Origin of the sequence: Anaeropeptidivorans aminofermentans, assembly GCF_940670685.1 — a bacterium.
Classification (GTDB): Bacteria; Bacillota; Clostridia; order Lachnospirales; family UBA5962; genus Anaeropeptidivorans; species Anaeropeptidivorans aminofermentans.
Window position 1 is genome coordinate 2,915,753 of the sequence record NZ_OW711693.1, and the last position, 14,544, is coordinate 2,930,296.

The 14,544-nt window shown below is 38.1% G+C and carries 12 protein-coding genes and 1 pseudogene; 11 read left to right on the plus strand and 2 right to left on the minus strand.

Features of this window, described 5'->3' with window-relative positions; translation table 11 throughout:
- Positions 1–98 precede the first annotated feature (98 nt).
- Positions 99–554 (minus strand): annotated as a pseudogene (gene tnpA, locus NBX03_RS12285) (IS200/IS605 family transposase).
- A 584-nt stretch (positions 555–1,138) separates the two neighbouring features.
- Positions 1,139–1,573 carry a ribose 5-phosphate isomerase B gene (rpiB, locus tag NBX03_RS12290; protein ID WP_323373234.1) on the minus strand — a complete coding sequence of 145 codons (435 nt, stop codon included), beginning with the start codon at positions 1,571–1,573 and terminating at the stop codon, positions 1,139–1,141.
- Positions 1,574–2,246: 673 nt separating this feature from the next.
- Here rpiB and rpe point away from each other — a divergent pair.
- The 11 genes from rpe to NBX03_RS12345 all read left to right on the plus strand — a co-directional run bounded on the left by rpe (position 2,247) and on the right by NBX03_RS12345 (position 14,538).
- Entirely contained in the window at positions 2,247–2,924 is a 678-nt protein-coding gene (rpe, locus tag NBX03_RS12295) for a ribulose-phosphate 3-epimerase (protein ID WP_250228058.1), read from the plus strand.
- Positions 2,925–2,936: 12 nt separating this feature from the next.
- The gene (gene recD2 / locus NBX03_RS12300) at positions 2,937–5,192 is read left to right on the plus strand and encodes an SF1B family DNA helicase RecD2 (protein ID WP_250228059.1); all 2,256 of its coding nucleotides are present in this window, start codon (positions 2,937–2,939) and stop codon (positions 5,190–5,192) included.
- Positions 5,193–5,196: 4 nt separating this feature from the next.
- Positions 5,197–5,895, plus strand: coding sequence for a ComF family protein (locus NBX03_RS12305; protein WP_250228060.1), 699 nt, complete (start codon positions 5,197–5,199; stop codon positions 5,893–5,895).
- 303 nt (positions 5,896–6,198) lie between these two features.
- Positions 6,199–6,474 carry a flagellar biosynthesis anti-sigma factor FlgM gene (gene flgM, locus NBX03_RS12310; protein ID WP_250228061.1) on the plus strand — a complete coding sequence of 92 codons (276 nt, stop codon included), beginning with the start codon at positions 6,199–6,201 and terminating at the stop codon, positions 6,472–6,474.
- 36 nt (positions 6,475–6,510) lie between these two features.
- Positions 6,511–7,011, plus strand: a complete 501-nt coding sequence (locus NBX03_RS12315; protein WP_250228062.1) for a flagellar protein FlgN — start codon at positions 6,511–6,513, stop codon at positions 7,009–7,011.
- A gap of 16 nt (positions 7,012–7,027) precedes the next feature.
- Positions 7,028–9,301: a flagellar hook-associated protein FlgK gene (gene flgK / locus NBX03_RS12320; protein WP_250228063.1), complete on the plus strand. Its 2,274-nt coding sequence runs from the start codon at positions 7,028–7,030 to the stop codon at positions 9,299–9,301.
- Positions 9,302–9,340: 39 nt separating this feature from the next.
- Entirely contained in the window at positions 9,341–10,975 is a 1,635-nt protein-coding gene (gene flgK / locus NBX03_RS12325; protein ID WP_250228064.1) for a flagellar hook-associated protein FlgK, read from the plus strand.
- A gap of 12 nt (positions 10,976–10,987) precedes the next feature.
- Positions 10,988–12,376 (plus strand): flagellar hook-associated protein FlgL, encoded by a 1,389-nt coding sequence (flgL, locus tag NBX03_RS12330; RefSeq protein ID WP_250228065.1) that lies wholly within the window; start codon positions 10,988–10,990, stop codon positions 12,374–12,376.
- A 495-nt stretch (positions 12,377–12,871) separates the two neighbouring features.
- Positions 12,872–13,318 carry a flagellar assembly protein FliW gene (gene fliW / locus NBX03_RS12335; RefSeq protein WP_250228066.1) on the plus strand — a complete coding sequence of 149 codons (447 nt, stop codon included), beginning with the start codon at positions 12,872–12,874 and terminating at the stop codon, positions 13,316–13,318.
- Between the two features lie 4 nt (positions 13,319–13,322).
- Positions 13,323–13,550, plus strand: coding sequence for a carbon storage regulator CsrA (gene csrA / locus NBX03_RS12340; protein ID WP_250228067.1), 228 nt, complete (start codon positions 13,323–13,325; stop codon positions 13,548–13,550).
- A 184-nt stretch (positions 13,551–13,734) separates the two neighbouring features.
- Positions 13,735–14,538: a hypothetical protein gene (locus tag NBX03_RS12345; RefSeq protein ID WP_250228068.1), complete on the plus strand. Its 804-nt coding sequence runs from the start codon at positions 13,735–13,737 to the stop codon at positions 14,536–14,538.
- Positions 14,539–14,544 lie beyond the last annotated feature (6 nt).

Genomic DNA, 14,544 nt, shown 5'->3' on the forward strand with positions numbered 1-14,544 from the left:
TACCGGCCAGCATCTCAAGATGCTAGCTTTCACTTAAGTTCAAGCCCCTATGCCCTTGCCTCTTTTGCTTAGCCCTTAAGGGCTATTTGTATTACCAGCTAACCCCTAAAGGGGTCTTCATATTCTTTGACACTCAGCTTATCTAGAGCAATGTCATGTTGCTCTTATTCTCTGATGTATTTCTGGATGGTAGCTTCGTTCAGTCCTACCGTACTGACATAATAGCCAACTGACCAAAAATGCCGATTCCCAAACTTGTACTTCAAATTTGCATGTCGATCGAAAATCATCAGGGCACTTTTCCCTTTTAGATATCCCATAAAACTTGAAATGCTGATCTTTGGTGGAATGCTCACTAACATATGCACATGATCTGGCATCAGGTGACCTTCGATCAGTTCTACGCCTTTGTAGCCGCATAACTCTCGAAGAATTTTCCCAATCGACTCTCGATATTGATTGAAGATGATTTTACGTCTATACTTTGGAGTGAACACAATGTGATATTTGCACATCCACTTTGTGTGGGACAAACTATTATGTTGGTTTGCCATTGAAACACCTTTCCTTTCTGCATAGTGGCTTGAACACTCACTATTCTATTGGAAAGGTGTTTCTTGTGGTAGAACCTTTTGGTCCTCTACCCGCATAGCGGGTAGTTTTTTGTTTCGCACGCTATGCGAGCTCAACTGGCTTAAGCCATAATAAAAAATGATTTACAAGTCTAGACTTGTAAATCATTTTTTATGGCATCGTAATATGAATTTAAGAATAACAGCCAATTTTTTTAATACTTTGCATCAGAGTGATTTTAAAAAATACTCTGATATAGGTAAATTCAAATAAAATAGTAGCATTGTCAATTTACTTTTCTCTTATTTTATGCCCTCTAAAGCCAAATATAGTAAATTTATCATGAGGAAGTAGCAAAAGCCTATTCCCTTAAGGCTCAAAAACACGGGTTTCCTTCGGAAACGGTACATTTTTGAGCCTTAAGGGAATATACGGCTTTGCTACTGTTTAACTTTAAATTTACTATACTTATAGCAGTATAAAAGTAAATTGACTATACTGTTTCATGAAAATATTACTATAAAAACAAAAGAGCCAGAGGACCTCTGGCTCTTTTGTTTTTATGTTATTTTTCAAGTCCGCAAATTTTATCTACTCTGGTTTTATGCCTTCCGCCTTCAAAGGGAGTTTCTGTAAACAGTTCAACCATCATATTGGCAAGGCCAGAACCTACAACTCGGCCTCCAAGGCAGAGCACATTGGCATCGTTATGCATACGGGTATACTTGGCGGAATATGTGTCTGAACAGGATGCCGCCCTTATGCCTTTAATTTTATTTGCGGCTATGCTCATACCTACTCCTGTTCCACAGCAAAGCACCCCTAACGTCCCTCTGTTAGCCAATATGTATTCGCATACCTCCTTGGCCACATCAGGATAATCAACGCTGCTGGTATCAAAGCAGCCGAAATCCCTATACTCGATATTTTTTTCGTTAAAAGCCTTAATTATGTCTCTTTTAAGCTCAAATCCGCCGTGGTCGCTTCCAATTGCAATCATTATAAATCTCCTTACTATATTAAAATTTACACGCCCTATGGAAATATAAAATCCATAAGATCAAACAACGCTCCGATAAGAATCGGGCTAACAAAGCCTATGCTTATTTTAATATTATTTCGCTTATTGTCAAGTATTAATTCGCTGTAAATACTGGGTTTTAAAGGGTTATAGCCTTTAGGCTTACGGTTTTCCATAACTTTAAAGCTATACTTTGTATACATAAAACCTTAATAAACGGCTAAAACAGGCTTTTTAATTTTATAGGCAGAGAATTCCTGCAAATAAAAAATAAATCTATAAAAATTTTTATATTGCCTCAGCCGGACACCATAGAATATTTTAATATATCCTATAGTCAATTTACTTTTCTTCCGCTGTAAGGAACAGGCTCCAGGAAAGCATAGATTTAAGGAAAAGCAAATGTACAACCTTACTGTTTTACTTTTATTCGGGTATAACTATGGGGCTTGAGAAAGCTTAAAATAAAGTAAAAGTAAATTAACAACGCTACCATTTCATGGCGTTTCGCGTATAATGCAGATTCTAATTATATAAAATTATGCAAGAATCTGTTATAATGTATATAGTATAACAGATAATATTCAAATATCTTCGAATTTCATCAAAAATAAGTTAATTTTTTTAATCTAAACTACATTTACAGAAAGGAATGTTTAAAATAGACATTAAAATTGCACCCTCAGTTCTCGCCTGTGACCTTTCGGCTCTTGCCGACGAAAGCATCAAGGTATATGAAGCAGGAGCCCATATGCTCCATTTAGACGTTATGGACGGTCATTTCGTACCGAATATTACCTTCGGGGCCCCTGTAATAAAGACGCTTCGCAAAAAGCTTCCCATCCTATTCGATGTGCATCTTATGATTTCAAAGCCTTATGACTATATAAAGGATTTTGCCGATGCCGGGGCAGATATAATAACCTTCCATCTTGAAGCCGAAAGCCCTGCGGAAGAAACCATCAGCTTGATTAAAAGCTTCGGTAAAAAGGTAGGAATCTCTATTAAACCCAATACCCCTGCCACAGAGGTTTTTAAATATCTGCCTCATATCGATATGGTTCTTGTTATGAGTGTAGAGCCTGGCTTCGGCGGCCAAAGCTTTATAGAAGGCTCCATTGATAAAATCCGGGAAATAAGAAAGGAAGCTGCCCGCCTCGGCCTTGACACAGATATTCAGGTAGACGGCGGCATCGACGATAAAACCGTTCGCCTTGTTTCTGAAGCCGGCGCCAATGTATTTGTGGCAGGCTCTTATATATTTAAAGATGATTATAAAAAGGCAATAGACCTCCTTATAAAAAATGCAGAGGAAGCAAAAAGCCTTTAACGGAAGTGAATAATGGATAATAATACTAGATTAGAAGGAGAAGTCGACAGCTTAATCTATCAAAATGAAGATAACGGCTACTGTGTTTTTTCCGTAATCAACCAAGAAGACGGTGACGAAATCGTATGCACCGCCAATATTTCCAGCATAAGCCCGGGAGAGACCGTGGTTCTTTTAGGCTCTTACGTAAACCACCCTTCCTACGGAAGGCAGTTTAACGTACAAAGCTTTGAAACCAGTGTTCCCGTGACCCTTCAAGGCATGCAGAAATATCTTGGAAGCGGTGCCATCAAAGGCATCGGTGAAAGAATGGCAGAAAGAATAATATCAAAGTTCGGCGAAGAAAGCTTTGACATTATCGAAAGCCACCCTGAAAGACTTTCCGAAATAAAGGGAATTTCTTTAAAAAGGGCTCAGGAAATAAGCTCCTTATTCCATGAAAAGGCTAATGAACGTATGATTATGGCCTTTTTGCAGTCTTACGGTGTGTCCCCTTCTCTTTCAACAAAAATATATAAAAAATACGGTCCTAAAACCGCTGAAATCGTAAAAAGAAACCCTTACCGCCTTTCTGAAGAAATCCCCGGAATAGGCTTTAAAACCGTGGACACCATTGCCGGCAAATTAGGGGTGGATTTTGCAAGCGTCTACAGAATCAAATCCGGCATCAGCTACTGCCTCTCCTTAGGCGCATTAAACGGCCATACCTATTTACCGAAGGACGAGCTTCTTTCCCTTTCCTGTGAGCTTTTAGGGGTTCCAAGGGAATCAGCCGAAAATGCCCTGATTGAAATGCAGGTGGAAAAGTCCATCATTCAGGCTAATCTTTCTGATGGCATCGGCGTATTTTTAAACAGCTTTTTCTATGCGGAAAATTATGTAGCCAAAAAGCTTTTGGAAATATCCTCCCATGGAATAGAAAAACCTGAAAACGTCTTTGACGAAATAGAAGAATTGGAAGAAACCCTTGGGATAACGCTTGCAAGAAACCAAAAATACGCCGTATCCGAAGCCATGACGGGAGGCGTTCTTGTTATAACAGGAGGCCCCGGAACAGGTAAAACCACAACATTAAACGCCATTATCGCCCTTTTAAAAAAGCGGGGGCTTGAAATAGAGCTTTGCGCCCCTACGGGAAGAGCTGCCAAAAGAATGTCGGAGGCCACAGGGGAGCCTGCAAAAACTATACATAGGCTTTTAGAGGTGAAATTTCTTTCAGACGACTCCAGAAGGCAGAACTTTGAAAGAAACGAAGATAATCCCATAGAAGCAGACGTCGTAATTATAGATGAAAGCTCTATGGTTGATATTATGCTGATGTTCAGCCTCCTTCGGGCATTAGACCCTGCGACAAGCCTGATTCTCGTAGGGGATGCCGACCAGCTTCCTTCCGTAGGGCCCGGCAATGTCTTAAAAGACATTATTGCAAGCGGCTCCATAAAAACCATACGCCTTGACGAAATTTTCCGCCAGGCCCAGAAAAGCCATATTGTAATGAACGCCCACAGAATAAATAAAGGGGAATACCCTGTTTTAAACGCCGATGACAGCGATTTCTTCCTTGTAAGAAGAAACACTATGCCTGAGGTGGAATTTACAATCATTGACCTGATTAAAAAAAGGCTTCCTAATTTTAAAGGCTATGACTCCATGACAGATATTCAAGTTCTAAGCCCCATGAAAAAGTCTTTAATCGGCGTCATAAGCCTGAATCAGGCATTGCAGAAGGCCCTGAATCCCCCTTCCCAATATAAAAATGAATATGAGTTTAGAAACGTAATATTTCGTGAAGGGGATAAGGTAATGCAGATAAAAAACAATTACACTACCCCTTGGAGTATTTTCGATTCTTCGGGAAGGCTTCTTGAAGAAGATTTAGGCATTTTTAACGGCGATGAGGGCATTATTAAAACTATTAATTTAAAAACCGAGTATATGACCGTGCTTTTTGATGACAGCAAAACCGTCAAATATCCTTTCAGCCAGCTTGATGAGCTTGATTTAGGCTATGCGGCAACCATTCATAAATCCCAGGGAAGCGAATATAAAGCGGTAATCATTCCCGTTCACAGCGGCCCCGCTCTTTTGCTTAATAGGAATTTAATATACACGGGAGTTACACGGGCAAAAGAAATGGTCATTCTCGTAGGAACAGAAGAAGCAATTAAAAAAATGGTAGATAACAATAAAGAAATCAACAGATATTCTTCCCTTGATTTAAAAATCAAGAAATTCAGCAATCTTCTGACTAAAGAGGTTAAAGAGTGATCTTATGGTGAAGGAATTTGTAAAATGGCTTTATCCCGATAAATGCGCTTCCTGCGGAAATCTTATGGATATTCATAAAAATGAATGGCTCTGCCGTAACTGCAAAGATGCCTTTACTGAAATTTCCGGCCCTGTATGTAAAAAATGCGGGGCCTTTTATTGCTGCTGCCCTAAAGGCAAAAGCTTTTATTTTAATAAAAATATATCCTTTTTTCTTTATGATGAAAACATGAGAAAAGCTATCCATAATTTTAAATACGGTAAAAAACTCAGTCAAGGCAGGGCCTTAGGGAAGCTTATGGCAGATTCCTTAATAAAAGCAAATATTGATTTAAAGGATTATGATTATATCCTTCCTGTGCCTATCCATAAAGAAAGGCTTCGGGAAAGAGGCTTTAACCAGTCTGAAATACTGGCTATGGAAATTTCAGAAAAGACAAAAATACCCTTAAACACTAAAATTGTAAAAAGAATAAAGGATACCATCCCTCAAAGCACCTTATCTTATGAGGGAAGGGTAAGAAATGTAAAAAACTCCTTTAAGATATCAAAAGCCAACTATGTCTGCAATAGGAATATCATCCTTATTGATGATATTTTTACAACTGGAAGCACTGTAGACGCCGTAAGCAAAGCCCTTAAAGAAGAGGGTGCCTCTAAAATCCTGTCTCTTACCCTTTCCATAGCAGAAAAGCATTCCTAAAGCGTGTTTGCAAACATGCTCTAGTCTAATTGTATAAATATTGTGCCGCTTTAGTGTGAATTTACCCAAAATATATTCTAAGCCGTAATATAGTTTTTCTTAGAACATAAGCTTAATTTGCTTTTTACTGTATTTTCGCTATTTTATGAAAAAATAAGAATTTTTGTAAAATTTGTCTAATTCTGTAGCATAGTTTTTTTAAAATATAATAAAATAATCTTAACTATGATCTTTTTAATGCCGATAATATAATCAGAGAACAGTAGAGACAATATTCCTTTTCTTTTGTATAGGAGTGATAAAATGAGCAATATGAGAATTTCCAATATTTTAAATTCATATGAAGTATCTGCCGTAGGCAAAAAAGGCCAGCTTAACAGAATGACAAGAGCTGAGGAGAAAAAGGATATGGTTGCCCTGTCGAACCAAGCAAAGGATTATCATACCGCCTTAAAAGCTGTTAAGGCGGTTCCAGATATTAGAGAAAACATAGTTTCCGAGATTAAACAAAAAATTGACTCGGGAAATTATCATGTAAGCTCCTCAGATATAGCTGATAAGCTCCTTAAAGATTTGTAATTCCTATTTATAATTTTATGCAGGGTGGTGCGGCTATTGGCCGGCTTAATAAACGAATTAATCGAAATACTAAATAAACAGGCTTTGGCCTATGAAGAACTTCTGATATTGTCTACTGAGAAAAAGAGCGTCATTATCAATAACGATATTGACGCTCTTCAAAAAATAACCATAGTTGAAAATAAGATTGTATCCCGAAGCCAAAAGCTTGAAGAAAAAAGGCTTGAGCTTATGAAAGATATCTCAAGCGTATTAAACCGCAAAAATGAAGAGCTTACCCTTTCCTTGCTTGAAGCCCTTATGGAAGGGCAAGATGAGGCTCCGCTTATTTCAGAGGTAAGAACAAAGCTTAAGGATACGGTTACAAAGCTTAAAGAAGCAAACGATTTGAATACCCAGCTTATAGAAGGCTCTCTTGAATATATCGAATTTACTATGAATCTTGTACGCTCCGACTTGGACGAAGGGCCTTCTTATTATAATCAAGGAAAAAAGATTATCGATGGGGAAAAAGGCTTTTTTGATGCGAAGCAATAGCAGGAGGTAGCTTTTAATGAACAGAGGATTTAATACGATCGTAAGCGGGCTTAACGCCGCAAGAACAGGGCTTTATGTCACAGGCCATAATATGGCAAATACCGGAACTGTAGGCTATGTCCGCCAGCAGGCCCTTACCCATGACTTTTTATATCAAAGCATATCGGCAGGAAAACAAATCGGTCTTGGTGTGGATGTAACCGCCATAAGACAAATCCGAAACGAATATCTTGACATCAGCTATAGAACAGAAGTGGGCAGGGCAAATTTTTATAATATACAATACGCTGTAGGAAATGAAATAGAGACGATACTCGGTGAACTTGAAAGCACCTACAGAAGCCAGACTGTGCTTCAAGATATGAAAGACGCTTTAAGCGAGCTTTCCACTTATCCTTCCGGTCTTGAAACGAGAGGAAATTTCGTTTCAACGGCCACCTCTTTCATAACAAAAATGAATAATATTTATACAAGGCTTAGAAACGAGCAATATAATCTCAATGAAGATATTAAAGACGCAGTAAAAGTAATTAACCAGCTTACAACGAAAATAAACGAGCTTAATATAAAAATAGCCAACAGTGAAGCGTCCGGCCAGCGGGCTAATGACTTCCGTGACGAAAGAAATAACGCTATTGATGAGCTTGCCAAATATATAAAAATAGAATATAAAGAAAATGCCAAGGGCATTGTTGAAATAACCACAAATGGTCAGGAGCTTGTGGTTAACGGCTTCGTAAACCATATAGGCTTACGGTATACCGCCGCCAATTCCTCCTTTGTGGAGCCTGTTTTCACCACAAAATCCGAAATATTAGACTATGACCATACCTATGAAAATGCAAAATCCGTATTTAATTTTACAGGCATCGTAGGAAGCGAATACGGCAATGATTATGGCCAGCTTTACTCTCTTTTATGCGCCAGAGGCCTTTTGCCTGTCAATTATAATACGATGAACAGTGAGAACCCTTATAGTTTTAATCCCAATTGGGCCTATAATAATAAAGATAATGTTCCTGTAATAACATCTATTCCGGGTTTTTCTCCGTCAGCTACGGCCCCAAATTTAGCAGATTATACGAATTACAGTGATTTTATAAATGATTATAATGCTTATATGACAGAGCTTGAAACATATCTTACAGATGTTAAAGCCGACCCTAATTATATCAGCCTAGATGCAAATAATCCTGAAAAAATAGCCTTTGATAAATTTTATGCGGCCTTTGAAGAAGAAAAAGCTCATGCGCTTACAGAAAACAAGGTTAGTGCCTATGTAAATGCCATGAACTATGCTTATCCGCCTATGGCGGCTATCAATAACATTGGCAGTTCTCTCGATATCTTAGATTTAAGCACTCTTCCGTCGCCGGCATATGATACCTTAAAAGGAGAAATTGAGGCTGCTAAAGCTGCCATAACTACTTCTATGCCAGACTCTGCCGACTATCCTAAGGGCGTCTATGACCCTAATTACATACAGGATTGCCAGGATTATATAAAGAATGAGCTTATACCTTATATAGAAAAAATGGAAGCCCTTTTTAATGCACCGGGGATAGAGGGCGACTGGGAAGACTATAATAAAGAGCTTGCTAATTTAAAGATTTTTAAAGAAAATGTAGTTGCTTTTAATTCCGATCTGAATCGGCTTAGCGGAGAGCTTGCCAATGGCCCTGTGAATAAGCGAATAGCCAATTTTAACGCAACCCAGTGTACCATTCCGAGAACATTAAGGCAGCTGGATTTATTCTTTAACTATACGGTTAAGCTGATTAACGAAGAGCTTTCAAAAGGATATGACTTATACGGAAATCAGTCTCAGACAAAAATATTTACAACCATAGACGGCTCTTCCGTATTCACTTTAGGGAACGTTCAGATAAACCCTGATATTGTAAGCCCCGAAGGCTATAATCTTCTTTGCTTAGGTGACGGAAGCGGCATAGACAGCGATAAATACATTGTTTCTCTGATTGATAAATGGAGTATGGAAGGCCTTTCCATAGACGGTTCCTATAAAATGAATATTGAAGAAGCCTACCGATACGTTGTAAACGATATCGGTGTAAGAGCAAATAAGTCTCTGAGCTTTTTAAACAGCCAGACAGGCCTTGTAGAAAACATAGACAGCAAGCGTTCTCAGGTTTCCGGCGTATCTCTTGACGAAGAAATGAAAAACATGATGATTTATCAGCATGCATTTAACGCCGCCTCAAGAGTGATAAATGTAATAGACTCCATGATAGATAAACTTGTAAACGGAACGGGCCGCGTCGGCTTATAGTGTAAAACCGGGAATTAATATTCCCAAGGGAGGTATAAGATGAAATCTTCTTTTTTTGAATTCCATGTAGCGTCAAGCGCATTATTTACAGCGAAATCCGCCCTTCAAACCGTAGGGCACAATATATCAAACAATACGACAAAGGGATATTCCAGGCAGTATGTGGAGCAAAGAGCCACTACCCCTTTGGCTACTTATAATTCAAAAGGCATGGTGGGCACAGGAAGCGAGGTATACGGCATCGGTCAGGTAAGAAGCTTTTATCTTGACCAGAAATACTGGAATGAAAGAGGCGTTATGGGAGAATACAGCTCCAAAGGCGCTCAATTAAGCCTTATGGAATCCATATTTAATGAATTTGCATCAACCAGCACCTCTGGAAACTTTGACAGCTTCTTTGCTACCCTTCAGGATTTAAGCACCAATACCCCTGATGCTACCTATAGAAACAATATATTAAAATCTGCCGAATCCCTTGCAACATTCATAAACTCAACTGCTTCAAGCCTTAAAAAGCAACAGCTTGATGTAAATTCTGAATTGGCTACTCTTGTTTCCATAATCAATAATTTAGGAGAGCAGATTGCAAACCTTAACGAAAAAATAAGCAAATATGAAATAGACGGCTCCAGAGCCAATGATTTACGGGACCAGAGGGCCCTTCTTGTAGACGAGCTTAGCCTATATGTCAATGTGGACGTAAAGGAAGAAGAATTTAACCAAGACTATGCCGCAGGTAAATTTCCAAACCCCGAAGACAGGGGGAAAAGCGATAAACGCTATTCTATCCTTATAAACGGTTATGAATTTGTGAATAATTGGGACTGCAACGGTATCAACGTCGTTGAAAGAAAGCCCGGTGAAGAAAGAAATAAAATGGACGCAGAAGGCCTTTACGACATTGTATTTGATAACGGCGTTTCCTTTAATCTTTACTCCCCTACTTTAAAGGGAGAACTCAAAGGCCTTATTGATATAAGAGACGGAAATAACGGCGCCACGGAAGGGGCCCATGGCACCTTAACCCAAACGCATAATTATAAAGGAATTCCTCATTATCTTAATAAGCTGAATAAGCTTGTACAGGTTTTTGCAAGGGCCATAAACGAAGGCCTTGACTATAAGGGTGAGAAGATTCCCGATATTGCAGGCCATAATCAGGGCTATGATAAAAACGGCAATTTAGGCGATGCCTTATTTACATATACGAAAAGTAACGGTGAAGACGCCACGATTGCAGACCTTAATTCAGGAAATTCCTATGAAGAGCTTACTGCCTTTAATTTCAAAGTAAGCTCTAAAATACTCAGTGATCCTTATCTCCTTGCCTGCTCCAGCGAAGCAAATTCGGGAGAATCAAATAATGAAATCATCCTTGGCTTTGCAAACCTTGGCAATTATGCTTCTTTGTTCAGAGAAGGAAAAATCTTAGACTATGTAACAGGAATTACCGGTGAGCTTGGCATAGACGCAAAGCAGGCCAAAAACTTTACTTCAAACTATAAAGATGTAACCACCAGCATAGATAACCAAAGAATGCAGGTTTCCGGCGTAAGCTTAAATGAAGAGGTCCTTTCAATGGTCCAGTACCAGCAGCAATTTGTCGCCGCCTCGAAGTTTATGTCTGTGATAAACGAAATATACGACAACGTCATAAACAAGATGGGCGTGTAAGGGAGGTTTATTATGCGTATAACAAATTCAATGATGTCAAACCAGATGCTCCTTAATATCAACAGGAACGCAACATCTGTAAATACCCTTTACAACAGGTGGGCTTCCACCAAGCAATATCAATTTCCGTCGGAAAACCCCATTGTAGCAAGCAGAATACTTAAATTCAGAACGACCCTCGCCGAAAATCAGCAATATCAGAAAAATGCGGCTCAAGGCCTTTCATGGATGGAAGTTACGGAAGACGGCTATACTGAATGCATATCCATACTTAAGAAAATAAGAGAACTTGTATCTCAGGGCGACGGCGCAGAAACAGCGGAGGACAAACAAAAGCTTGCTACCCAGATAGAATCTCTTACGGAACAGCTCGGCATCGCCATGAATAAAAGCTATGCGGGAAGGTATCTTTTCTCCGGCTACAGAACTGATGAGCCGGGAACCCTTCTTAAGGATGACCCTACTCTTACATATACAAATATCAAACAATCCTTTACAGGTTCTGATATTGAAAATACACGGGCCTTGGAAAAGGACTCTGTAAATAATACCTTTTCGGCTAAAGATGTCAGCATCATAAAGCTGCCCTATAAAAATGTGACCTTTGACAGTGTTACGATAGACGGAGTGTCTTTGAATCTTCCCGGTGACATAGAAATAAAAAGCTCCACCGATGACAGCGCCTATTCTCCCGGGCCAGACGATATATATTACATTCAGGATACAGGAGAGCTTGTTCTTGGAACCAATGTGGCCAAGCTTAAAAACCTTGACGTATCCTATTCAAAAACAGGCTTTGAAAAAGGTGAGCTTAATCCCAAGGTTTATTTTGAATGCACCGATAAAGACGGAAAAACCTACACAATGGATAGCCAGAATATCGAATATGAATTTGGTGTGGGAACCCGTTTTCCTATCAATTCCCTTGCCAAGGATGCTTTTACTTCTAAGATGTATTCCGACCTTATAAATTTCTGCGATACGGTTTCAAAGGTTAAAATATCGGAAATTTCCGATGTAATAGCAGACCTTAAGGCAAAGGACCCTGACCTTTCGGACGAAGATGCAAGGCTTAAAGCCCTTGACTTTATTGATAACGAAAAAAAGGAAGCTCAGGCAATGCTCGGAAGCCGTTTTTCCAATATGCTTACAATAGTTGATAATCACGCTTCCGCTCTCTCAAAATCTCATACGGATTTAGGCACAAGAATGGACAGGCTGGAGATGATACAGACAAGACTTGAGCAAGACGAAGAAAGCTTTAAAAAACTTCTTTCCGAAAATGAAGATGCCGATCTCATTGAAACAGCCATGCTTTTAAGCAATGCCGAAGCTGCTTATCAGGCGGCAATGCAGATAGGAATGAACATTATGCAGGTTTCTCTGGTTAATTTCCTTTAATTTAGCTTTCTCGCTTCGGCACCGATATTTGCCGAAGCGATTTTGATTATGATAAAAAGATATAAATTAATAGAATACGAGGAATGTATTTAAAAAAGTTCCGTGGACTTAGGGAGTGCCTTTCGGAATACCTTATCAGTTTCAATTTCATTTATACTTAAATTCATATGAAATAGTCCCATTGCCAAATAGAACAGGAAAAAATCCTGCCCGGATTAAAATACCGTTTACAGCATTTTAATTTTATGGCATTTTACGGAGCAAAATTCTCATTGCCTTTCTCTTATTTTTATGTCCTCTGCAACCAAATACTTATTGCAGAATAAAAGAAATTGACTATATTAAAATAATATAAAAATAAAGTTATGTAAAAGATAAAATATAGAGATACTAAGATTTCTTTAGTTATTTTATAAAAATAAAATCTTTATCATTCATTTTAAAAACCGTATAATGATTTGCGGGCCTCATATCAGTCTTAGGAGGATAGAATATATGGAACTTACAACACGGCTTTTCGGTAAAATTAATGTAGATGAATCTAAAATCATTGTATTCGAAAATGGTCTGCCGGGCTTTCCCGACAATAAAAAATTTATGATAATAAACGATGCCGAATCCCCAGATAATGTTTTCTCTTGGCTCCAATCCATAGAAGACGGCATGCTCTCTTTTATTATCCTTGATACTTTAAGGGTACTTAAAGATTATAATCCTCTCGTTGAAGCGGAAGCTTTAGAACCTTTAGGAGAATTTAATATCGAAGACCTGCTGATATATAATATTGCGGCAGTTCCCGGGGATATTAATAAAATGACTATTAATTTAAAGGCCCCTGTTATAATTAACCCCAAAACCCAAAAGGGCAAGCAAGTCATCGTAAACAATGAAGAATATCCCATTCGTTATAATATAATAAACGATATAAAATCAGGCAGGTGATCATATGCTGGCATTAACCAGGAAAAAAGGCGAATCTATAATAATCGGCGATAATATAGAAGTTGTTATTTTAGGAATACAAGGTGATCAGGTAAAACTCGGCATTGAAGCACCTAAATCCATCTCCGTCCACAGACATGAAATATATCGGCAAATTCAGGAGGCCAATAAAGACTCTGCCGTAAATACCGATATGGACTTAATAAAGGATTTGTTTAAAAATAAAGAATAGCACATAAAAAGCCCGCCTGTAAAAATAGGCAGGCTTTTTTTATTTACAGGATATAAAATAACAGTCTCTTTCAATGTTTATTGCTTACGCCTATATCATTTTTTAAGTTCCCCTAAGTTAAATAAATAATTATTTCGAAACAGGAGCATATTAAATACATAATTTTTTAATGGCGGTGAATGATGTGCATAAGGATTTTAAATATATAGGGCTGATTATTTTACTTACGATTTTTTCATTTTATATTGAGCCTATCAATACACAAATACTCACGCTTTCGGCTTCTAATGCCCAAAAAGAGCCTGAGGAATTAAAAAAAATAAATATAAACCTTAATAATTCCGCTGTTTCCTATGGTATATGCAATTTATATACCATGGAAAAAAGTAAAATGAGTTCTTCCGAGGCGGATTATTATGCGGTTTCTTTGGGAGCAGATGCCTTTTTAGCAGAAGAGAGTGAAGCATTTATATATTCCCTCAAGGATAATACCCTTAAAATTTATAAAAACGAATGCCGCCTCAGTATAATACCAAATTCCTCTTTAGTATCGGATAAAAAAATATCTTCCGAGGAAGCGCTTAACATAAGCCGTAAATTATATTCCGAATATTTCCCAGAATCAGGCTACGAAGAAGCCCTTGTTTCTGTTGAAAATGAAATTTATAAAATAAGCTTCATAAAAAGGCTTGAAAACATAAGGAATATGGCTTTTATCGATTCCATAAGCCTTAATTTGGACGGCTCTTTAATAAGCATCGACCATTATTTTATAAATTACATTCCTTCCGGAAAGGTAAATACCATAAACATCAATGAGGCTCTTAAAAAGCTTTCCGCTTCTTTTGATTTTGAAAATCTTTTGATTACAAATTATATGCTTGTTTATGTTTATCATAACGGTATAATACAGCCTGCATATTATTTTAAAGGAATTTTAAATAATGAAGAAAGTTTTGAGGCATATATTCCAGCTTCTAAGGAATAAAGTTTA

What these genes read in the sequence shown, in the direction of transcription:
- rpiB (WP_323373234.1), bottom strand. Translation starts at nt 1,573, where the DNA reads ATGATTGCAATTGGAAGCGACCACGGCGGATTTGAGCTTAAAAGAGAC.
- rpe (WP_250228058.1), top strand. Translation starts at nt 2,247, where the DNA reads ATGTTTAAAATAGACATTAAAATTGCACCCTCAGTTCTCGCCTGTGAC.
- recD2 (WP_250228059.1), top strand. Translation starts at nt 2,937, where the DNA reads ATGGATAATAATACTAGATTAGAAGGAGAAGTCGACAGCTTAATCTAT.
- NBX03_RS12305 (WP_250228060.1), top strand. Translation starts at nt 5,197, where the DNA reads ATGGTGAAGGAATTTGTAAAATGGCTTTATCCCGATAAATGCGCTTCC.
- flgM (WP_250228061.1), top strand. Translation starts at nt 6,199, where the DNA reads ATGAGCAATATGAGAATTTCCAATATTTTAAATTCATATGAAGTATCT.
- flgK (WP_250228063.1), top strand. Translation starts at nt 7,028, where the DNA reads ATGAACAGAGGATTTAATACGATCGTAAGCGGGCTTAACGCCGCAAGA.
- flgK (WP_250228064.1), top strand. Translation starts at nt 9,341, where the DNA reads ATGAAATCTTCTTTTTTTGAATTCCATGTAGCGTCAAGCGCATTATTT.
- flgL (WP_250228065.1), top strand. Translation starts at nt 10,988, where the DNA reads ATGCGTATAACAAATTCAATGATGTCAAACCAGATGCTCCTTAATATC.
- fliW (WP_250228066.1), top strand. Translation starts at nt 12,872, where the DNA reads ATGGAACTTACAACACGGCTTTTCGGTAAAATTAATGTAGATGAATCT.
- csrA (WP_250228067.1), top strand. Translation starts at nt 13,323, where the DNA reads ATGCTGGCATTAACCAGGAAAAAAGGCGAATCTATAATAATCGGCGAT.